This window comes from Candidatus Thiodiazotropha sp. AKAK3 (genome assembly GCF_058244645.1).
In genome coordinates this window covers 26722-46814 of record NZ_JBSYOQ010000048.1, presented here as the reverse complement: position 1 = coordinate 46814, position 20093 = coordinate 26722, and the positions used below count along the sequence as shown (strand labels likewise).

The window sequence follows — 20093 nt, the reverse complement described above, 5'->3', positions numbered from 1 at the left end:
AGATAACCAATAATTTGGATTGATCCGCGTAATATACAGCAAGACGAAGACGATTTCAGCGTTATGTGATGATTATTTTTAATGACCTAATACATTGTTTTTACAATTGAATTACAAAATATCAGGTTTGCAACAGAGTGCGACATAGATGACCGTCATCTGTTTCCTGCAGACAAAAAAAAAGCGCATCCAGGAACCCCCTGGATGCGCTCTTTGATAGAAGTGATATCTAGATCAGATCTCTTTACGTGCGCCAAATGAAGGCATTTCGAAAGGCTTACGCTCCATAGCAACCTTACGACGCTCTTCCATCTGCTTCATGGATTCTGCACGACGAGTCTCCATCTCTTTAATCATTTCGTCGTGACGGACTTTAGACTCTTCCATGCGTTTAGCGATTGCTTCAGGCATTTCAGGACGGTTAGGCATGTTATCGAAATGAGCCATCATCTGCTGGCGCTGGGCTTCCTGACGCTCCTTGATAGCTTTCATTTCAGCTTCTCTGGAGGCAAAAGGATCGTTGTTGAACTGCTCAGCATACTGACGTTGTGCAGCAACAGCCTGTTCGAAAGCTTTCTGCTGCTGTTCAGCGAAAGCCTTTTGCTGTTCTGCAAATGCTTTCTGCTGATCGGCCATAGCACTCTTCTGCTCTTCAGTCAGGGCAGGTGCCTGATAGTATGGTGCATAGCCATAGTAAGGTGCATCATAGCCATAACCATTACCATAGCCACGGGCAGAACCGTTACCACGGGCGCGCATGTTGAATGAGAAGTCAAAATCTCCGGCACCGAAACCATCACCAAAAAAATCGTCACTCCAGTTATCGCCCCACCAGGCATTAACGGTTGCGGAACTGGCTGCCATAGTGATTGCTGCAGCAATGATAGAAATCTTTTTCATTTTTTTATACCCAAAAATCTGTGTTTTTAAAAACTACGCGTGTCATCTAGGCACATCCTTGTGCGAGATATCCTTTAGTAAACCGCTTTATTTAGCAGGTGCAGCAGGTGCAGCTGGCGCTGCAGGAGCAGCAGGATAGCCGTAAGGCGCATATCCGTAGCCATAAGGTGCACCATAACCATATGGGCCATAGCCATAGTAATCGCGGTAGTTGTTGTAACCACGACCATAACCAGAACCACGGGCACTACCACTCATACCAAAGCTGAAGTCACCAGAGCCATCGCCCCAGCCGTCACCCCAACCATCATTACCGTAACCACGGTTGTAGCCAGGACCACCCCACCATGCAGAAGCAGTAGCAGAAGCAACGATAAGAGCAGCAGCAGCGGCAACTTGAACGGTCTTTTTCATTTTTCACTCTCCTCGAGATAGAATGTCATCTTAGAATTTTCTGAGAAAGCAGATACCGCGTAGCTTTCAAGACATAGAATATTAGAAAATACTAAAATTAACAAATAACAATTTTCAATTGTGAATTTGTTTTAAATAGTCAATATCTAAGTAAACGACGATCAAAAGCCCCTACCCGTTTCCAGGAATGAAATAGACACCTTCTATCCTTCTATAGGGTATGGATCAGCACCAACCCACACCTTATTATGTGAGACAATAGTCCAACACACTCCCTTGACTCCGACCTGAAGCAAATAGCACCACTCAACAGAACTGATATCGAGAAATGCGCATAACACTGACGAAACCTGACGATTGGCACCTTCATTTACGCGATGATGGGGGCATGGCCTCAGTCGTAGCACACTCCGCAGAGCGGTTTGCCAGAGCGATTGTAATGCCAAACTTAAAACCCCCGGTTACCAATACCAAAATGGCTATCGAGTATCGTCAACGTATTCTTGATGCACTGCCTGACGATACCGGGTTCACACCGCTGATGACGCTCTATCTGACTGACCGACTGACATCCGCAGAGGTGATAAAGGCAAAGCAGAGTGGATATATTCATGGAATCAAGCTCTACCCGGCTGGAGCAACAACAAACTCTGATGCAGGTGTCACCAACATTCGTGCACTCTATCCTGTGTTGGAGACCATGCAAAAGGAAGGCATTCCACTATTGGTTCACGCTGAGGTAACGGATCAACAGGTCGATATCTTTGATCGTGAAAAGGTCTTCATCGACCGTCACATGACCCCACTCAGAAAGGACTTCCCGGAGCTGTCGATGGTGTTTGAACATGTCACCACCCGTGATGCTGTCGATTTTGTTATGGCAAGCGGCGGATCGATTGGTGCCACGATCACTGTGCAGCATTTGATGTTCAACAGAAACCACATGCTGGCAGGGGGTATCAGACCCCACTACTACTGTCTACCCATACTGAAGCGGGAAATACACCAGGAATCACTCATCAAAGCCGCAACCAGTGGAGATCCCCGCTTCTTTCTTGGCACTGACAGCGCCCCCCATCCCCAGCATGCCAAAGAGTGTGGCTGTGGATGCGCCGGCTGCTATACAGCCCATGCAGCAATTGAACTTTACGCTGAGATATTTGACGCAGAGAACGCGCTCGATAAATTGGAAGGATTCGCCAGTCTGCATGGCCCCGACTTTTATGGTCTACCACGTAATCAGCAACAGGTCACATTAGAAAAAGCTGACTGGGAAGCACCAGAAAGTTACCGTTTTGGTGAAGATCGGGTAGTTCCATTGAGAGCAGGTCAACCGATTCACTGGCAAATAGTCTCAGAATAGTACGAGCTGAGACTGATGGTCTCATACAGCTCAGCAAGCTACTCCTGACATCAATTACTGGGAATCATCGAACATCTGCTCATCTTCGAAGAGAGACTCATCGAACAACTCGTCATCGTCCATATGATTAGGCCCATCCATGATCATCGACCGTCGTTGCTGCAGATAGAATTCCCGGAGAAAGGCATATCTGTCCACGGCCGCTTCATCCAAGACATTACCCGCTTCCAACAGATCAGCGCGAATATCAACGAGCTGCAGTGTACTCAAGGCAAGATAAGCTGATTGTGAGGGATAGCTGATCGGATTGATTAATGTGTCACCCACTCTACCCAGGAGATCGCGTAAGGTTGTTGGACCAAGAAAAGGAACAACCAAATAGGGTGCATCCCCCATACCCCAGTAGCCTAATGTCTGCCCCATATCCTCTTTGTAGCTCGGCATCCCCATATCACTGGCCACATCGAATAACCCAAAAATACCAAGGGTTGAGTTGATGCACACCCGCCCAAGGTCTGAAAGGGCACGACCGGGTTTTAATTGCAGCAGATTGTTGGCTGCTGAAGGAATATCGGCGAGATTTCTGAAAAAATTGGTGACGCCTAAATCGATAACTGTTGGCGTGACATATCGGTAACCCTGAGCAATAGGTTTAGCGACAGCACGATCGAGGTCCTGGTTGAACTGATCTGATTTCCGATTGAACGACTCAATAGGATCGGCAGGATGCTGACTCTGGAAGCTGGCGCATCCAGATAGAAAAAGCAGAGGGATAAAGAGAGCTAGAATCCTTTTTAACACGACATACAGACTCAGTGACTAATGGTAAGAATATATTGGAAACATACAGCCCATCTTAAGCAAGAAGAAGCCGCGCTGACAGGGCGATTGTAAACCTTCGTTCCTCAGTTGGGAAAAAAAACTAAATATTCTCGAAATAGTGGTGGGTTTTCATTATCCTTGGCCGATGAATGAAACTACCTATAATATTGCCATCGCACAACGTTTCCGAGGCTATCTGCCAGTCGTAGTCGATGTAGAGACGGGTGGTTTTGACCCCACCAAAGACGCCCTGCTTGAGATCGCAGCAACCATCCTGGCTATGGATGAACAAGGTCTACTCTATTCTGTAGAGACATATTCCTGCCATATTGAACCATTTGAAGGCGCGAATATTGATCCTAAAGCGCTGGAGTTCAATGGTATTGATCCTGACCATCCATTCCGTGAGGCACTCTCTGAAGCGCAAGGCCTGAAACAACTTTTTACACCAATCCGCAAAGCGATCAAAGCAAGTGGTTGCAAAAGGGCCATTCTTGTTGGGCATAACGCCTTTTTTGACCTCAGTTTCCTGAATGCCGCGGTGCAACGCGCTGCAGTCAAACGCAATCCTTTCCACCCGTTCAGCACTTTCGACACTGTCTCCCTTGCTGGCATGGTTTATGGCCAGACAGTGTTGGCTAAGGCGGCCAAGGCTGCTGGCATCGAGTGGGATGGTGCTCAGGCCCATTCAGCGATCTATGATACGGAACAGACAGCAAAACTCTTCTGCACCATCATCAATCATTGGCAGCAGATATCCGGCAACAACGGCCTGCCTGCTAACACAGTACCAACTGATCAGACTTAGAGGCTCGTCCCAGCTAAGGGGGAGCATCAGGCCCTGCAGCGACCACCTTGCCTCAATATGTCAGGGATGGCTGTTTTACAGCCAGTAAGTGACCCAGCCGATCTCCCCCTTTTGATTCTCGATCAATTGTGTGGATAAAAAGCGCAGCAGAGTCGATTTAATTGGTCTTACCAATTAATAAATCGGCTAATATTTTTGAAAATATCACAATGCCGAAAAACATTATTTACCTATTAAACTCTGTTTTAATAGTCATATTCCTATTTTTTTATGTTTATTCATATAGATACAATATCTCTTCCGTTTTTCTAAAAAACAACTAGACTCCTCTTTAATTGGTCATGCCAAATAAGAAATAGAGGCCTATGAAACAGCAACGGCTATCCGATCAAATAGCGGAAACCCTGGAAACAATGATTGCAGAAAGAGACCTTAAAGCTGGTGAAAGATTACCTGCTGAACGCGATCTCGCAGCGCAGTTAGAGGTATCCCGCCCCTCTCTGAGGGAAGCCATCCAGAAACTCAACAGCAAGGGATTGCTCTCTACCCGGCGAGGTGGAGGTACCTATGTCTGCGAGGGATTGGAACCCTCTTTTGTCGATCCATTGCTCGCTCTGCTAAGGGATCTACCTGAGTCTCGATATGATGTACTCGAAATTCGTCATGCTCTGGAAGGTACGGCCGCATACTACGCGGCTTTACGTGGCACCCAGGAAGATAAAGAGAACATCAAGGCCAGATTCAGAGAGATGATCGAACAGCACGGCAGATATACCGATCCGATGGATGAAGCCCGAGCTGATGCTGAATTCCATCTAGCCATTGTCGAAGCCTCACACAATCTTGTTCTGCTACATGTCATGCGTGGATTATTCACCTTGTTGCAAAACAGCATCAGCCACAACCTGGACAAGCTATATACTCTTCCCAAGGTCTTTGAACCCTTAAGCACCCAGCATCAACGTCTGTTACAGGCGATCCTTGACAGTGATCCGGAAAGAGCCAGGCAAGCAGCCCAGGCACATATGGTTTTCGTAGAGGAATCCCTGCAGCAAATTGACCGGGCCACAGCCAGTAAACAACGATCTCTACGTGGACTGGCTTCATAACCCCTCTTCTCCAGAGCAAACCAAGATGTCAAATCTCCCACAAAAAAATAAACCCGAAGAGATCTATTTCTACGGTACCTGTTTGATCGACCTGCTCTACCCGGAAGCCGGACTGGCTGGCATGGAGCTGATTCGCAGAGAGGGTGTTCGCGTTATCTTCCCGAATGATCAAACCTGCTGCGGACAGCCGGCCTGGAATTCCGGATACCGGGATGAAGCGAGGAAGGTTGCTGCCGCTCAATTGCGTTGTTTCGCCAAACCCTATCCAGTGGTAGTACCCTCCGGCTCATGCGCCGCTATGATCAAGCATCACTACCCTGCCTTGTTCAAGGATACTGCAGACTACGAAGCTGCGGTTGAACTCTCAAAACGTGTCTACGAACTTACCGAGTTTCTAGTGCGTGTTCTCGATATAAAACTCGTTGATCTGGGCGAACCGACCCAAGTTGCACTGCACACCTCCTGCTCCGCCCGCCGTGAAATGGGGGTCGCAGGAGAGCACGAAGCCTTACTGGAACAACTCGACAATGTGCAGGTTCTGCAACAATCGCACAAAAAGGAGTGCTGTGGCTTCGGCGGCACCTTTGCTATAAAACATGGCGAAATTTCCACCGCCATGGTGCGCGAAAAAGCAGCAGCGATTACTGCTACCGGCGCCACAACTTTAGTCAGCGGCGATTGCGGCTGTCTTATGAATATATCAGGACACCTGGCCCATCAAGAGCAAGAGCTGCAGAGCCAGCATATTGCGAATTTCATCTGGGAGCGCACACATCATGCAGAGTAGTGGCGATTTCCATGCTCGTGTGCGGACTGCAGTAGCAGACAGTAATTTACGCGTCAGCTTCCGCAAAGCCATGGATGGCTTTATGAGTAAGCGTCTCGATGCCTTCCCTGATGCAGAGGCCTTGGAAAGATTACGCTTACGTGGCGCAGAAATCAGAGTTAATGCATTAAGCAAACTACCGGAGCTGCTGGAACGCTTGGAGCGGCAATGCCAGGCTAACGGCATACAAGTTCATTGGGCCGAAACCGTTGAAGACGGTAACAACATCATTCTCGATATAATGCGACAACACGATGCCAGGCTGTTGATTAAGGGCAAATCCATGGTCTCTGAAGAGATGGCACTGAACCATTTCCTCGAACAACAGGGCATCGAATGTCTGGAGTCTGATCTGGGCGAATTTATTCTGCAACTTGCCGGCGAGCCACCATCTCATATCGTGATGCCAGCCATACACAAGACCGGGAAGGATATCGCCAGGCTGTTCAAGGAGAAGTTTCCAGACATCCCCTACAGTGAAGACGTCGACACCCTGACCAGAAGTGCTCGCCGAATACTGCGTCGCCGTTTCTACGAAGCAAAAGTCGGACTCTCCGGGGTCAATTTCGCAGTAGCGGAAACCGGCACGTTATGCCTGGTAGAAAATGAAGGCAACGGCCGCATGTGCACCACCGCACCTCAGGTACATATCGCTGTTACGGGTATCGAAAAAGTCGTCGAGAAACTTTCCGATGTGCCTCCCCTGCTCAGCCTATTGACCCGCTCTGCAACCGGACAAGCTATCACCACCTACTTCAATATGATCAGTTCACCCCGCAAACCTGGTGAAAAAGATGGTCCCGAAGAAGTCCATCTGGTGCTGCTCGACAATGGTCGCTCACACATTTACGAAGACGATCAACTGATCAATACCCTACGCTGCATCCGTTGCGGTGCCTGCATGAACCATTGCCCGGTCTATGCCCGTATCGGTGGCCACGCCTACGGCACCACCATTCCTGGCCCCATCGGTTCCATACTTGAACCGCAGAAACTTGGACTCGACAATATAGGTGAACTGCCCACAGCATCCACTTTATGTGGCGCCTGTGCGGAGGTCTGCCCCGTTCGCATTCCAATACCTCAACTATTGAACCGACTGCGCTACGAAAGGGTTCGCAACGACGGTACTGCTCTGACCAGAGGCCAGGGCAGCCAACGCAGCAGCCGGGAAAGTAACATCTGGAAAGCATGGAGCCTGGCACATCGGCAACCAACCATATATCGCATCGCCAGCCTTCTAGTAACCCGTCTCCGTGCATTGACGCCCAATAGGCTCGGTGCCTGGACCGAGGCGCGCAAAGCGCCCCGACCCGCCAGTCGGTCACTGCATGAACTTGCTAAAACCAATGGATTCGACAATGAGTGACGCCCGCAACAAGATATTGTCTCGACTCCGGGGGCAGCAACCTGTAATAAACGAAACAGAGCGTTATACCGCGCTTAAAACTGAACTCCCACCCGCATCGAACCTCATCGAACATTTTCGATCCCGGATGGCGTCGGTTCGAGCAGAGGTTCACTTAGTAAGCAGAGACCAGTGGCCAACCAAAGCCTCGGCCTTACTCAAAGAGAAAGGTCTGACAAAAGTTCTCTATGCTCCCGAGACCGAACTCGGTAAAACCCTGCACAATAGTTGCAGCGACGATGAACTCAGCAGACTGGTATCCCGTACAAATAGTGTCGCAGAATGGAAAGAGGAGCTGTTTTTCGACGTTGATGCCGCTATCACCTCGACTAAAGCCGGTATTGCAGAAACCGGAAGCCTTATTGTCTGGCCGACAGCAGAAGAACCACGCACCTGGTCTTTGGTTCCACCTGTACATATTGCAATATTGGATGCCGAAAATCTCTATGCTACTTTTTCCGAGGCCATGGAAGCGGGTGGCTGGCATAAACTGATGCCGACCAACCTGTTGCTCATATCCGGCCCATCCAAAAGCGCAGATATTGAGCAGACATTGGCCTATGGGGTGCATGGTCCAACCGAACTTGTAGTCCTGCTGATCACTGAGACATAGCTGATAGGTGGTGTGTAGCTGGTGAAATATGCGTGACAGGCTAAATCCAAAACAAATAAAAAAGCCCGCAATAATGCGGGCTTATGATCTATATAGATGGGTACTGATCAGTTATTCTGGATAACAATATTGGGGAATTTTGCGGCATAGTCTTTTGCCTGTAGAGAGAGTTTGGCAGCAGTCTTACGGGCGATTTCACGATAGATCTGAGAAATTCTCGCCTCTGGCTCAGCAACCACAGTAGGCTTACCACCGTCGGTCTCTTCACGAATACGAATATCCAGTGGCAGGGCACCCAACAGGTCAACATGGTACTGATTTGCCATGGACGAACCACCGCCTTCACCAAAAATGTGCTCTTCATGTCCACAGCTCGAACAGATATGGGTACTCATATTCTCCACGATACCCAAAACCGGCACTTCAACCTTCTCGAACATTTTCAAGCCTTTTCGAGCATCCAACAGGGCAATGTCCTGTGGCGTGGTTACGATCACAGCACCGGAAACAGGAACTTTTTGCGCCAGGGTCAACTGGGTATCACCCGTACCCGGGGGTAGATCCACAACCAGGTAATCGAGGCTGTCCCAATTGGTATCGTTCAGCAACTGTTCCAGGGCCTGGGTAACCATAGGGCCACGCCAGATCATCGGTGTCTCTTCGTCAATCAGGAAGCCGATCGACATCGCCTGAAGACCATAACCTTCCATCGGCTCGAGTGTTTTTCCATCCTTAGAGTCTGGCTTGCCAGTAATCCCAAGCATACGCGGTTGAGATGGGCCATAGATGTCCGCATCCAGAACACCCACTTTTGCACCCTCTTCCGCCAAAGCCAGCGCGATATTGACTGCCGTTGTGGATTTACCGACACCGCCCTTACCTGAGGCGACAGCGATAATGTTTTTTATGTTATCAATCGGTTTCAAAGCCTTTTGCACCGAATGAGCCACGACCTTGCTGCTCACAGTGACCTCAACTGACTCAACACCAGAGAGTGTCTTGACCTGATCAGTGACCGCTGATTCGATAGCATCGAAACAGCCTTTGGCAGGAAAGCCAAGTTCAATCGCAACTTTCACCTTGCCACCATCCAGTTCTACACCTTTGACAGCCTTGGCTGTAACCAGGTCTTTCTCCAGATTAGGTTCGATATAAGCTTTGATCGCTTCTTTTACGGAATCTTGTGTCAGTTCAGACATCGTCAGTTACTCCTGCAAGCAGGCCTACACGTGGGCCCGTCAATATTACTGAAAACTACATGGCGGGGGATTCTACACGAAAACCAGGTAAATATACCAAGCTCTTTCCTGGGTTTTGTTTTTACAGGCAGCAGAAAACACACCTTCAGTCTCCCAAAGGTGTGTTTTACGACGTTTTATCAACAAATTAAGATTGATCAGTTCTAGGTGATCCAGATCAGACAACTTCCTTATGTTGAGCCACGCTATCCATTGTCTGCATTACATCGAGACCAGCCAGATAGCGCTCAATCAAGTGTTTGATCAGAGGTGCTACTGAATCTTGAACATCTGACTGCAGCTGATATGTAGTACGCAATATGGCAATGCCGTGAATACCACTCCAGATAGCTCGGGCAGCCAGTGCTATCTCTCCTTGAGGCAGATTATTCATGGTCAATGCGGCGATCTGTCGCTCAACCAGCTCGTAGACGCGATCCACTTTGTCTTCATGGATCTCCATCAGCAAACCTTCAGTTTGCGGCTGGTGTTCAAAAACCATACGCCAGCGATGGGCATGTTTTGAGGCATAGTCGAGATAGGTCAACCCCAGGGTGTACAAACAATCCTGAGGGTGCCGGCATTCGGTCAATGACTCACTGAGTTTCATGTAGAGCTGATCCAGGGTTCTCCCATTTACCCGTTGCACCAACTCATCGAGATTTTTAAAAACGAAATAGAGGCTACCGACTGTATATCCAATGGCTGAAGCTACCTTGCGGGCTGAAAGCCCTTCATAGCCCTGAGTTTCAATCAACTCCTCAGCCGCCACCAGTGCCATATCTTCGATTTCAGACTTGCTGTGTTCTCCCCGTCTTCCCATGTTATCTCCTAATTTAACACTATCAATGTGTTTTACAGATTTTTAGAACTTCGACCTTCCCTATCAAACAAGGGCAATGGCAATATCACACCATTTTTTATCTTCACACAGTGATCTGTCGCACACGATGAACGACTGAATGAAGATTTTTATTCAAGTATTGAGAATAGCAGTAAATATCAATTTGTCACCATTTGATAAATATATTTACTATACTATAATGCGCTATATTATCTAATTATTGTATTGTATTTTCATTTTCAGGAAACGGCTATGAGAATTAGTGAGCAGGAGAAGAGAAGCACACGTAAAAGAATCCTTATGGCTGCATCAGAAGTGATAACTGAAAAGGGATTTAAGTCGGCATCAATGCGGGAAATTGCACGCAGGGCGGAAGTTGCCGACGCAACGATTTACAACTACTTTCCAAGCAAAGAAAAGCTTTTGTATGGCTACTGCGAGAATCGTCAGGATGAGGTGGCTCAGGAACTGCGACAGATTGAGACTTTCAATGAGTACACACTGCAGGAACAGCTGCAGCAGCTGATCGAGACAGAACTGGCACTGTGGAAACCTGACCGGGAATTCCTCGCAGAAGTATTTGAATTGACCTTCTACTCTCCTGCAGCCAGCCTGGTAAACCTGGCGGAAACACGCCGTCGTTTCAATCGTATGGTGGATGAGATAATAAGCAATTCCGTCGAGGCAGGAGAGATCCCTGAACAGCCTTACCAGGAACTCATGGCACCACTCTATTGGGATTATACAACCGGCATCCTCGCTTACTGGTTACGTGATGATACTGAGGGGTTCGCCAATACCACCCGCTTAGTGGACCAAAGTGTTGAGATATTTGCGCTTGTTCTACAAACCGGAATGGTTGGAAAAGCCCTGGATCTGGTCTCATTCCTGTTTCGCACGCACCTCAGTCGAACCTTGGATGCCTTTGGAGACTACACTCGCCCCTGGATAAAAGCCAAACGACAATTCATGGCCAACCACGATGACTAAGTCGGTGCCAACAGGGAAGTTCAGGCGCACCCGCATGGCAGGTGGCGCGATACTGAAGACGGGAGGACATCACCTAACGCATATTGCCCGACGCCCGTTCCTCAATTCTGAGGCACGTAGCATAGAGAAAGAGAGTTTAGATGAGAAGACGGCTCAGATACTGTTTAACGCCCTCTCACAACTCAAAGGTACCGCCCTAAAGCTGGCCCAAATGTTGAGCATGGATAGCCATCTATTACCTGAATCGATACGCAAGCAACTTGAGAAGTCATATCATCAAGTGACCCCTTTGGGTCGCCCCCTGATACGGAAAATTTTCCTACAGGAATTTGGCACACCAGCAGAGAACATCTTTTCTACTTTTGAGCAGCAGGCTTTTGCTGCCGCCAGTCTCGGTCAGGTGCATAAGGCAACAGCCGATAACCACCACGTGCTTGCCGTAAAGCTTCAATACCCAGGCATCGACATCACCATTAATAACGATCTACAAATAATGAGGATGCTGATTAAACGTACCCCACATGCAAAACTTCTACTCTCCTCTTTGGATGAGATAGGCCATCGTTTACATGAAGAGATCGATTATAGACAGGAGGCAGACAATACAAACTGGTTTCGTGAAAGGTTACAACTCGAGGATATTGTTATTCCTGCCGTTCACTCAGACTTTTCAACAAAGCGAATATTAACAACAACCCTGTTACCTGGTGAACACCTTGATCAGTGGCTCTCTAACACCCCTGATCAAGATCAACGTAACCATTTCGCACAACGCCTATACGATCTCTTCGTTAACTCATTTTATGGGCTTAATGCTCTGCATGCAGACCCGAACCCAGGTAACTATCTGTTTGCTGGTGACGGTTCGTTGGGCTTGATCGACTTCGGCTGTGTAAGACATTTCTCAAAAAACTTTGTCGCACTGATACCAATCCTGATCAATGCCTATATGCAGAATGATGCAGAAGTAATCCTTCATACCTACCAGAAGCTAGGACTGGAAGTGAGTGATTTGAGAGCCTCTGAATTAGAGACTTTCTACAGTGAAACCCTGGAACCATTTGGAGCCTGGTTAAGCGAACCATTCAGAGCTGGGAGATTTGACTTTGGTTCACGATCTTCACCTTACACGAAAGAGGGTATGAATATTTTCAAACAACTGAGCCGGGTCAGTAAAGTTGATGATATTGCCAATGAGTTTATCTACTTTGATCGTACATTATTTGGCCTCTATCAGATCTTTGAACGTATGGAGGCCCAGGTCAACATGGAGCATAAATGGCTAATTTAAATAAATCGCTTATCTTTGCTGGAATTTTCAGTCTGCTTGCTGCACTCCTGCATATTACAATTATTATCGGTGGTGCTGATTGGTATCGATTCTTTGGTGCAGGAGAGGAGTTGGCTCTACTTTCAGAACAGGGCTCACTCTTACCAGCAGCAATCACAATGGCTATTACAATTATCTTTTTTACTTGGGCAATCTATGCCTTTTCAGGAGCAGGCCTAGTTAGAGACCTTCCTTGGGTTAAGCCTGCCTTGGTAGTCATAACTTTGATCTACCTTGTAAGAGGTCTTGGCATATTACCACTACTGTTTTTTTCTCCTGATTTAGTTGATACCTTCCTGGTCGTGACTTCGATAATCAGTTCAGTAATCGGTATTGTTCATCTCATGGGTTATAGACAGATGATCCAGGCGCCACAATGAAAAGTAATCAACAAAAACAGCCCACCGGTAACCCCTTTAGTAGTCATAAATTCCCACTCAAAGTACGCCTGTTTTTTGCTGTAACCCGATTTTTTTTCAGCGCCTTGGGTAGCATTGCACCTACCCTCGCCGGCAAACTCGCACTACCGCTATTCATGACCCCACCTAGATTTCCTTCTCCCCGTAGAGAGATGGCAATAAAGGAGAAGGGCAAGCAGCATTACAAAACCATCGATGGAAACCGTATTGCCATCTACACCTGGGGTGAGGGTCCGGCAGTACTTCTAAGTCATGGCTGGGGAGGACGTAGCACCCATTTCTATGCACTCATCGAACTACTTGTAAGCGCGGGCTATCAGGTAGTGGCCTTCGACGCACCTGCACATGGAGAATCTTCAGGCAAGAGAACTAACGCACTTGACGTAACCAGTGCGCTGGTTGCGGTTGCTGGATCACTTGACTCTATCAAAGTGCTGATTGGTCATTCATTCGGTTGCGGCACTGCGTTGTTGGCCATCGACAGATTCGAAATCAAAGTAGAAAAACTCATACTATTTAGTTGCTTTGAAGATATCTACTGGATAACCAATCAATTCGGAGAAGCATTTGCTATGAACGAGAAAGTTACAGCTGCGATGCGAGATGAGGCGCACCGCCAATACCTGAATCGATTCGATAAACCCTGGGAGTGGCACCAACTCTCTCCTATCAATACTATTCAGCGTATCAAGACAGAGATACTCATGTTGCATGACCAACAGGATCAGGAAGTGCCCTATCAACATGCTGAAAATTTAATAGCAGTGAGTGCAGATGCTCAGCTTGTCACCACATCAGGCCTGGGACATAAGAAGATACTAAGAGATAAAGCGGTTCTGCAAACCTGTTTGGATTTTATTCAAAAGCAGTCATGAGAGCTGGGGTCTATTCCACCCAACGGTTTAACTGATCAAGTCGGCGAGTACCTTCCGGTTTTTAAGTTATCCTGGGTTCGACTGTTTATCAGCAGTCAGACTGCTGATGATGACAATCATTACCAGTGACAACAGAAAACCGGGAACAATCTCATAGAGATCGAACAAACCACCTTCTAACTGCTTCCACACAATAACGGTAAAGCCACCGGTAAGAATACCGCCCAATGCACCCCAGCGGTTCATACCACGCCAATAGAGAGAGAGCACTACCGCAGGCCCGAAAGCCGCACCGAAACCGGCCCATGCGTAGGAGACCAGATCAAGTACTTTGTTATCACGGTCCATGGCCAGTAAAAATGCAATCCCAGCTATGGTGACTACAGCCAGACGACCAACGATCACCAACTCTGATTCTGAGGCCTCTCTACGAACCAGTCGATACAGGTCTTGGGTAAAGGTGCTCGACGAGACCAGAAGTTGGGAATCTGCGGTACTCATGATGGCTGCCAGTATTGCAGCAAGACAGATGCCAGCCACCAGCGGATGAAACATCACTTCCACCAGACGGATAAATACTTTTTCCGCATCATCCAGTGGAGCTTCAAAAAAAGTGATACCGATCATGCCTGTCAGGCAGGAGGCTATAAGCGCGACAAACACCCAGCTTACAGCAATGCGTCTGGCCTTGGGCACAAACCCGACCTCTTGAATGGCCTTGAACCTGGCAAGGATGTGCGGTTGGCCAAAGTAACCCAGTCCCCAGGCCATCAATGAAACAATGGCAATCAAACCCAGGGGTTCACCTTTGCTGTCGGTGAAGGGGTTGAGTAGTTCACTATTCTGTTCACCTATCATTGCAGCTATTTGGCTAACAGTGCCTATATCCCCCAAAGCAAACAGAGGTATCGCAACCAGGGCAATCAACATCAAAAGACCTTGAAAGAGGTCGGTCCATGAGACCGCAAGAAATCCACCAAATGCAGTGTATAGAATGATCACCAATGCACCTGTAGCTACCGCCCAGAGATAGGGCAGACCAAACACAGCTTCAAAAAGCTTACCCCCAGCCACCAGACCAGAACTGGTATAGAAGAGAAAAAACAGCAATACAAAAGCAGAGGAGACCACTCTGATGATGCCACTGTTGTCTTGAAATTTATTGGCAAGGTACTCAGGCAGGGTCAGGGCATTTCCCACCTCTTCAGAAGCCGTCCTCAATCTCGCAGCAACCAGTCGCCAGTTGAGCCAGGTTCCCAACATCAGACCCAAGGCTATCCAGATCACTTCAACTCCGGCCAGATAGGCGTATCCAGGCAAACCCAACAGTAACCATCCACTCATGTCTGAGGCACTGGCGCTTAGTGCTGCTACCCAACTGCCAAGCCGCCTGCCACCCAGCACAAAGTCAGATAGATTGCGGGTACGTCGCCAGGCGATAACACCAATCCCTAAAACCACCACCATGTAGAGAAAGAAGCTTAAGCCGACCAGAAGCTGTTGATTCATTATTTCCCCTTCTAATGTGATGTAGTCAATCTACATGAGCGAATGATAACGCCGCTGGGCGGAAAAATAGCTTCAGCAGGGTCAATTCGATTAGTGTTAACAGGCCCTAGCTCAGTTTTTCTATTTTATTCAGATAGGCAGATTTCATGGCCGCTTCAAAATCCTGATTGGTCGGGTATTCAAAACCAAACACCGGCTGCCAGAGATCGTGGTTCTCCATGCAGAGATAGAAAAAAACCCGCTCATGCCAGGAGCGCAACGCCTGGTAAGCGAAACTGAACATCTGCTGTTTGATCTCTTTTGGATATGAGAGCTTACCATCACTCTCTACCCAGGGCATTTGCAGAATCTTACTCTGAAAACCTTTGCGAGCGCGGAGCTGCTTTATTACCGGCTTAATGTAGGTCAGAGTACCAAGCGACACCAACACCACTTCATCCGCAGTAAAAGTCTCTTCAAGACGCTGGAAGAGTTCACCATAATCCTGTTGCCAGGCATCGTAGTGAATCATCGGATGAAGATGAAAGCCGACTAACACCCCTTTGTCGGCCATACGTCGCGCTGCATTCAGACGTTCATCAAGTGAGGCGGTCAAATGCTCCTCATGGGCGATCAGGGTCGGTGTATTCAGTGACCAGGTACAGAGAATATTACTCGGTAGATCCCTCTTTAGCAGATATTGGATATTCTTAGACTTGGTTTTCAACTCAAGAATGACATTGGGATGTCTATCTGCAAACTCGAGTAACGCATCTAAAATACCAGCCTGGTTACCCCACATCAGGGAGTCAGAGGATTGACCTGTACCGATATGGTAGAAACGCTGTGGATCGATCTCCAGCTGGGCAAGTTTTTCCGGAAAACGACTGTCAAACTTTACTTCATCACCATGATAGAAGGATTGGATACTGCAATAGCTGCAATCAAAACCGCAGTTTTCCACAGCATCCAGTGTCAGCAGATTGCAGCAGCGGGTGCGAGGAGAGGCGACAGGACAAGGCCCCAATCCCAGCCTCTCTTTTTCTGTATTTACTCGGCGGATTCTCTGTTCTGCTCTGGCGGGAACTACAGGGATGTCTGGATAGTGATTCGGCGCTTCCCGTAACTGCTGCCATTGCCCCCGCAGATGATCAAGTAACCATTTTCGATGTTGCTTGGGTGCCATGCCAGCTGGATAGTCATTCGCCCAATAGCGCTGCAGAGATCCTTCACCCCACATCGCCAGGTCTGCGGCCATGTCGCAGAGTTGTCTCAACTCCTGCTGAGTAAAACGGTGTGTGACTGCCTGTTGCTGGATGAATCGCTGCTGTTCAGGTTGCAGCCGATCTACACCTGCCTGTTGAAGCAGACCGGTAACTCTTTCGTCATGGGATAACGACTGGGACATACTGGAAGGCCTCAGCGCTTGCGCGATACAAACTTTTTCAGACGCTGCCGTTTTTGAATCTGGTGCTTGGTTAGCTTGTTTTTCTTCCCTTCATAAGGGTTGTCGCCGGAACGGAACTCAAGACGAACCGGTGTGCCTTTGAGTTTCAGCGCAGTACGAAAGCGTGAGATCAGATAGCGTTTATAGCCGTCGGGCACTTTATCCGTCTGATTACCGTGGATAACGATCAGGGGTGGATTCTTTCCTCCCTGATGCGCATAACGCAATTTAATACGGCGCCCATGAACCAGTGGTGGTTGGTGCTCCTGCACCAGGGCCTCGAGCAATCGAGTCAATTCAGGAGTAGCCAGATCACTCATGGCACTGGCGTAGACATTATCTACAAGTCTGAACAGATCCCCTACCCCAGAACCATGCAGTGCAGAGATATAGTGGTGGCGAGCAAAACTGAGGAAAGGGAGTTTTCGTTCAATTTCAGTTTTGATCCACTCCCGCTGATCCTGGGAGAGACCATCCCACTTGTTGATCACCAGGATCAACGCCCTGCCGCTCTCCAGTACATGACCAGCCAAGGTAGCATCCTGCTCACCGATCTCCTGTTGTGCGTCAAGCACCAGCAGCACTACATTCGCCTCTTGCATCGATTGCAGTGTCTTAATGATGCTGAACTTCTCTATGGCTTCTTTGATTCGTGCCCGACGTCTGACCCCTGCGGTATCGATCAAGGTGTAGTGTTTGTCGTTACGGGTGAAGGGGATGTAGATACTGTCTCTGGTAGTACCGGGTTGATCATAAGCCACCACCCGATCCTCCCCCAGCAGTCGATTAACCAAAGTAGATTTTCCTACATTGGGACGACCAACCACGGCAATCTGGATGCCTTTTTCCTCGTCAGCAATCTTCTCTTCAGGCGACGGCATCTGCTCCAGAACGCTGTCGATAAGTGAACGCACGCCCCGGCCATGAACAGCTGCAATGGCTTGTGGATCACCCAATCCCAAGCGATAGAAATCACTGGCCACCAGATCTTCATCCAACCCTTCACTCTTGTTGACTGCGAGAGTTACCGGCTTTCCGGTACGGCGCAACTCCTGGGCGATGGTTTCATCACCTCCGGTACACCCCTCCCGACCATCGAGGAGAAACAGAATATGATCAGCCTCACCAATCGCCTGACGAACCTGTTGCTCCATCAGCACGTCAATTCCCACCTGATCACCACTGATGCCACCGGTATCAACCACCACATAGGGGTGCTTACCAAGCTTGCCAGTGCCATATTTTCGATCGCGGGTCAGCCCTGGTTGATCTGCAACCAGGGCATCACGACTGCGGGTCAAACGATTGAAGAGGGTGGATTTACCCACATTTGGGCGTCCAACCAGCGCAATAACAGGTAGCATCAGGGGTTCTCAGCTTCGATTGGGTGAGCCTTCAGAGCTGTCAGGGTTCCACCCTCATCCAGGACATAGACCTGGTCGTCGATCACCAGAGGTTGATAACGTATCGCATCACTGCCAACTTTCACCCGCGCCATTTGATGGCCATCTTCCTGAGAGAGCCAATGAACATAACCATCGAGATCACCCACAACCAGATATTGATCAATCATGGCAGGTGCCGTCAGACGTCGGGCATGCAGTGCTTTCTGCTGCCACAAAGTAGCACCATTGGTGGCATCAAGTGACCAGACATGGTCTTCTTCATCTGTGACGAATAGCTGCCGCCAGGAAGCATCAAGACCGGCATGTGAGGAGATGCTCCGTCGCCACAGCACAACCCCGCTGGACTCCGATACAGCAGCAACTTCACCCTGGAAGGCAGTGACATATACCGTGCCCTCCACCAGTTTGGGATCAGCATCGATATCGACCACACGTTCCAGTTCAGTACGACCTTTAGGTGTGGAAATCGAAGCCTCCCAGGCCACCACACCCGCGTCAAGAGTCAAGCCAATCAGCTTGCCCCCTGCAAATCCGGATACCACCAATGAGTTACTGATTGCAGGTGAACTGTCACCACGAAGCGACAATACCGGGACACTACGGTCATAGAGCCAACGGCGCTCTCCGCTATCCGCTGCATAGGCAGCCACACCGCCATCGCCAGTCCGGCAGACAATATAGCCGCCACCGATTGCAGGGACAGACAAAACTTCACTGCCTACCCGCTTACGCCAACGTTCCGTACCGTCAGCACTGTTGAGCACAATCAGCTCTGCCTCCATTGTGCCAACGGCTAGAAAACCTTCTCCAATCCCAGGCCCGCCACTCAATGGGCTATCTATATCCACTGACCAGAGTGTATCCCCGGTTTTCATGTCGATAGCATAGATTTCACCAGAAGGCTCGGCCAGATAAAGCTGATCATATTCATGGGCAGGGGGCAATTTCAATTGCGCCCCATCACCCCCTTCAAAATCCTCATCCCAAATGGATTCAATTCGAAGCTCTTGCTGTAACTCCACCAGTTCAGATGGCGGATCAGCATTATCTTTACCTGTGAATATACTGCAGCCAGTCACTAGCAGCATGGGTAACCAGATCAGGTGACGAATCATCTTGGCCTCAGGGTGTGGCAACGGCCAGATCATCGAGCTTCATCTGCAGCAGAGCCCGGTCACTGATATCTTTTGTCATAGCCTCGGTATAAGCTGCAGCAGCCGCCACAAGATCGCCCTTCGCATGGGCAATATCTCCACGAAGCACCGCAAATTCACCTGCAAAACCGCCAGTTTCGATAGCAGTCTGCTGCTCAGCAGCGTCAAGATCACCTTCATCAAGCAGGATTCTGGCGAGGTTGAGTTGTGCCATCTGGGTCAGTGCAGGAACTTTACTCTCCTTGATGACCAACTCCAGTTTCGATTTGGCTGCAGCGCTGTCACCCGCCTCCATCAGCAGACGGGCTTCTGACAATCCGGCGAACAGTGCATAGCTGCTACCATCAAAGTTTTGTTTCAACAACTCGGCCTGTTTAGCGGCAGATTCGTTATCACCACGCTGCACCGCACTGACCAACTGGCTGAAGGCTACCGAGGCCTCACCGCCAACACGATCCTGATAGTTACCCCAAGTCTGCCAGCCAAAAACGCCACCCAACCCGATCACCAATCCGGCGATCACTGAGGTACCGTTCTCTTTCCACCAGCGCTTGATGGCTTCGACCTGTTCTTCTTCGGTCTGATATGTGCTCATAAGTCTCTAACCCATTCAACTCAGTTGATTATTTGATTTCAACC

The 20093-nt window shown here is 48.8% G+C and carries 20 protein-coding genes; 10 read left to right on the top strand and 10 right to left on the bottom strand.

Translation table 11 applies throughout. The annotated features are described in order from the left end of the window. Positions 1 to 234: 234 nt before the first annotated feature. Together AC4IE7_RS09520 and AC4IE7_RS09515 are read right to left on the bottom strand one after the other, a co-directional pair. Positions 235 to 900 carry a sulfur globule family protein gene (locus tag AC4IE7_RS09520; protein WP_490776597.1) on the bottom strand — a complete coding sequence of 222 codons (666 nt, stop codon included), beginning with the start codon at positions 898 to 900 and terminating at the stop codon, positions 235 to 237. A gap of 87 nt (positions 901 to 987) precedes the next feature. Beyond that, complete coding sequence (locus AC4IE7_RS09515; protein WP_490776596.1) at positions 988 to 1314, bottom strand: sulfur globule family protein; 327 nt, start codon at positions 1312 to 1314, stop codon at positions 988 to 990. A 328-nt stretch (positions 1315 to 1642) separates the two neighbouring features. Here AC4IE7_RS09515 and pyrC point away from each other — a divergent pair, with 328 nt between their 5' ends. Continuing rightward, positions 1643 to 2677 (top strand): dihydroorotase, encoded by a 1035-nt coding sequence (gene pyrC / locus AC4IE7_RS09510; protein ID WP_490776595.1) that lies wholly within the window; start codon positions 1643 to 1645, stop codon positions 2675 to 2677. A gap of 54 nt (positions 2678 to 2731) precedes the next feature. On the opposite strand, the gene AC4IE7_RS09505 is transcribed toward pyrC, so the two are convergent. Next, the gene (locus tag AC4IE7_RS09505) at positions 2732 to 3478 is read right to left on the bottom strand and encodes an MlaA family lipoprotein (protein ID WP_490776594.1); all 747 of its coding nucleotides are present in this window, start codon (positions 3476 to 3478) and stop codon (positions 2732 to 2734) included. Positions 3479 to 3644: 166 nt separating this feature from the next. Between AC4IE7_RS09505 and rnt the strand changes: the two genes are divergently transcribed. The 5 genes from rnt to AC4IE7_RS09480 all read left to right on the top strand — a co-directional run bounded on the left by rnt (position 3645) and on the right by AC4IE7_RS09480 (position 8263). Continuing rightward, positions 3645 to 4307 (top strand): ribonuclease T, encoded by a 663-nt coding sequence (rnt, locus tag AC4IE7_RS09500; RefSeq protein ID WP_490776593.1) that lies wholly within the window; start codon positions 3645 to 3647, stop codon positions 4305 to 4307. 365 nt (positions 4308 to 4672) lie between these two features. Further along, positions 4673 to 5416, top strand: coding sequence for an FCD domain-containing protein (locus AC4IE7_RS09495; RefSeq protein ID WP_490776592.1), 744 nt, complete (start codon positions 4673 to 4675; stop codon positions 5414 to 5416). A gap of 25 nt (positions 5417 to 5441) precedes the next feature. Beyond that, positions 5442 to 6203, top strand: a complete 762-nt coding sequence (locus tag AC4IE7_RS09490) for a (Fe-S)-binding protein (RefSeq protein WP_490776591.1) — start codon at positions 5442 to 5444, stop codon at positions 6201 to 6203. Beyond that, positions 6193 to 7611 carry a LutB/LldF family L-lactate oxidation iron-sulfur protein gene (locus AC4IE7_RS09485; RefSeq protein WP_490776590.1) on the top strand — a complete coding sequence of 473 codons (1419 nt, stop codon included), beginning with the start codon at positions 6193 to 6195 and terminating at the stop codon, positions 7609 to 7611. The genes AC4IE7_RS09490 and AC4IE7_RS09485 overlap by 11 nt, the downstream gene beginning before the upstream one ends. Then, positions 7604 to 8263, top strand: coding sequence for a LutC/YkgG family protein (locus AC4IE7_RS09480; RefSeq protein WP_490776589.1), 660 nt, complete (start codon positions 7604 to 7606; stop codon positions 8261 to 8263). Before AC4IE7_RS09485 ends, AC4IE7_RS09480 begins: the two co-directional genes overlap by 8 nt. A gap of 107 nt (positions 8264 to 8370) precedes the next feature. Here the strand turns inward: AC4IE7_RS09480 and apbC are convergent, their stop codons facing one another. After that, positions 8371 to 9462: an iron-sulfur cluster carrier protein ApbC gene (gene apbC, locus AC4IE7_RS09475; protein WP_490776588.1), complete on the bottom strand. Its 1092-nt coding sequence runs from the start codon at positions 9460 to 9462 to the stop codon at positions 8371 to 8373. A gap of 217 nt (positions 9463 to 9679) precedes the next feature. Then, complete coding sequence (locus tag AC4IE7_RS09470) at positions 9680 to 10324, bottom strand: TetR/AcrR family transcriptional regulator (protein WP_490776587.1); 645 nt, start codon at positions 10322 to 10324, stop codon at positions 9680 to 9682. Between the two features lie 273 nt (positions 10325 to 10597). Here AC4IE7_RS09470 and AC4IE7_RS09465 point away from each other — a divergent pair, with 273 nt between their 5' ends. From AC4IE7_RS09465 to AC4IE7_RS09450, 4 genes are read left to right on the top strand one after another with little or no spacing between them, the layout of a single operon-like run. After that, positions 10598 to 11335 (top strand): TetR/AcrR family transcriptional regulator, encoded by a 738-nt coding sequence (locus AC4IE7_RS09465; RefSeq protein WP_490776586.1) that lies wholly within the window; start codon positions 10598 to 10600, stop codon positions 11333 to 11335. Continuing rightward, the gene (locus AC4IE7_RS09460; RefSeq protein WP_490776585.1) at positions 11328 to 12626 is read left to right on the top strand and encodes an ABC1 kinase family protein; all 1299 of its coding nucleotides are present in this window, start codon (positions 11328 to 11330) and stop codon (positions 12624 to 12626) included. Before AC4IE7_RS09465 ends, AC4IE7_RS09460 begins: the two co-directional genes overlap by 8 nt. Continuing rightward, positions 12614 to 13045 (top strand): hypothetical protein, encoded by a 432-nt coding sequence (locus tag AC4IE7_RS09455; protein ID WP_490776584.1) that lies wholly within the window; start codon positions 12614 to 12616, stop codon positions 13043 to 13045. Before AC4IE7_RS09460 ends, AC4IE7_RS09455 begins: the two co-directional genes overlap by 13 nt. Then, the gene (locus tag AC4IE7_RS09450) at positions 13042 to 13959 is read left to right on the top strand and encodes an alpha/beta hydrolase (RefSeq protein ID WP_490776583.1); all 918 of its coding nucleotides are present in this window, start codon (positions 13042 to 13044) and stop codon (positions 13957 to 13959) included. Before AC4IE7_RS09455 ends, AC4IE7_RS09450 begins: the two co-directional genes overlap by 4 nt. Positions 13960 to 14025: 66 nt before the next feature. On the opposite strand, the gene putP is transcribed toward AC4IE7_RS09450, so the two are convergent. From putP to AC4IE7_RS09425, 5 genes are all read right to left on the bottom strand, one after another. Then, complete coding sequence (gene putP / locus AC4IE7_RS09445) at positions 14026 to 15468, bottom strand: sodium/proline symporter PutP (RefSeq protein ID WP_490776582.1); 1443 nt, start codon at positions 15466 to 15468, stop codon at positions 14026 to 14028. 106 nt (positions 15469 to 15574) lie between these two features. Then, complete coding sequence (locus AC4IE7_RS09440; RefSeq protein ID WP_490776581.1) at positions 15575 to 16855, bottom strand: SPL family radical SAM protein; 1281 nt, start codon at positions 16853 to 16855, stop codon at positions 15575 to 15577. 11 nt (positions 16856 to 16866) lie between these two features. Further along, complete coding sequence (gene der, locus AC4IE7_RS09435; RefSeq protein ID WP_490776580.1) at positions 16867 to 18258, bottom strand: ribosome biogenesis GTPase Der; 1392 nt, start codon at positions 18256 to 18258, stop codon at positions 16867 to 16869. Then, positions 18258 to 19448: an outer membrane protein assembly factor BamB gene (gene bamB, locus AC4IE7_RS09430; RefSeq protein ID WP_490776579.1), complete on the bottom strand. Its 1191-nt coding sequence runs from the start codon at positions 19446 to 19448 to the stop codon at positions 18258 to 18260. The genes der and bamB overlap by 1 nt, the downstream gene beginning before the upstream one ends. Further along, positions 19423 to 20049, bottom strand: coding sequence for a YfgM family protein (locus AC4IE7_RS09425; protein WP_490776578.1), 627 nt, complete (start codon positions 20047 to 20049; stop codon positions 19423 to 19425). Before AC4IE7_RS09425 ends, bamB begins: the two co-directional genes overlap by 26 nt. Positions 20050 to 20093: the final 44 nt, after the last annotated feature.

Excerpts from the sequence above, each read along its gene's own strand:
- AC4IE7_RS09520 (WP_490776597.1), bottom strand. The coding sequence starts at position 900 with ATGAAAAAGATTTCTATCATTGCTGCAGCAATCACTATGGCAGCCAGT.
- AC4IE7_RS09515 (WP_490776596.1), bottom strand. The coding sequence starts at position 1,314 with ATGAAAAAGACCGTTCAAGTTGCCGCTGCTGCTGCTCTTATCGTTGCT.
- pyrC (WP_490776595.1), top strand. The coding sequence starts at position 1,643 with ATGCGCATAACACTGACGAAACCTGACGATTGGCACCTTCATTTACGC.
- rnt (WP_490776593.1), top strand. The coding sequence starts at position 3,645 with ATGAATGAAACTACCTATAATATTGCCATCGCACAACGTTTCCGAGGC.
- AC4IE7_RS09495 (WP_490776592.1), top strand. The coding sequence starts at position 4,673 with ATGAAACAGCAACGGCTATCCGATCAAATAGCGGAAACCCTGGAAACA.
- AC4IE7_RS09490 (WP_490776591.1), top strand. The coding sequence starts at position 5,442 with ATGTCAAATCTCCCACAAAAAAATAAACCCGAAGAGATCTATTTCTAC.
- AC4IE7_RS09485 (WP_490776590.1), top strand. The coding sequence starts at position 6,193 with ATGCAGAGTAGTGGCGATTTCCATGCTCGTGTGCGGACTGCAGTAGCA.
- AC4IE7_RS09480 (WP_490776589.1), top strand. The coding sequence starts at position 7,604 with ATGAGTGACGCCCGCAACAAGATATTGTCTCGACTCCGGGGGCAGCAA.
- apbC (WP_490776588.1), bottom strand. The coding sequence starts at position 9,462 with ATGTCTGAACTGACACAAGATTCCGTAAAAGAAGCGATCAAAGCTTAT.
- AC4IE7_RS09470 (WP_490776587.1), bottom strand. The coding sequence starts at position 10,324 with ATGGGAAGACGGGGAGAACACAGCAAGTCTGAAATCGAAGATATGGCA.
- AC4IE7_RS09465 (WP_490776586.1), top strand. The coding sequence starts at position 10,598 with ATGAGAATTAGTGAGCAGGAGAAGAGAAGCACACGTAAAAGAATCCTT.
- AC4IE7_RS09460 (WP_490776585.1), top strand. The coding sequence starts at position 11,328 with ATGACTAAGTCGGTGCCAACAGGGAAGTTCAGGCGCACCCGCATGGCA.
- AC4IE7_RS09455 (WP_490776584.1), top strand. The coding sequence starts at position 12,614 with ATGGCTAATTTAAATAAATCGCTTATCTTTGCTGGAATTTTCAGTCTG.
- AC4IE7_RS09450 (WP_490776583.1), top strand. The coding sequence starts at position 13,042 with ATGAAAAGTAATCAACAAAAACAGCCCACCGGTAACCCCTTTAGTAGT.
- putP (WP_490776582.1), bottom strand. The coding sequence starts at position 15,468 with ATGAATCAACAGCTTCTGGTCGGCTTAAGCTTCTTTCTCTACATGGTG.
- AC4IE7_RS09440 (WP_490776581.1), bottom strand. The coding sequence starts at position 16,855 with ATGTCCCAGTCGTTATCCCATGACGAAAGAGTTACCGGTCTGCTTCAA.
- der (WP_490776580.1), bottom strand. The coding sequence starts at position 18,258 with ATGCTACCTGTTATTGCGCTGGTTGGACGCCCAAATGTGGGTAAATCC.
- bamB (WP_490776579.1), bottom strand. The coding sequence starts at position 19,448 with ATGATCTGGCCGTTGCCACACCCTGAGGCCAAGATGATTCGTCACCTG.
- AC4IE7_RS09425 (WP_490776578.1), bottom strand. The coding sequence starts at position 20,049 with ATGAGCACATATCAGACCGAAGAAGAACAGGTCGAAGCCATCAAGCGC.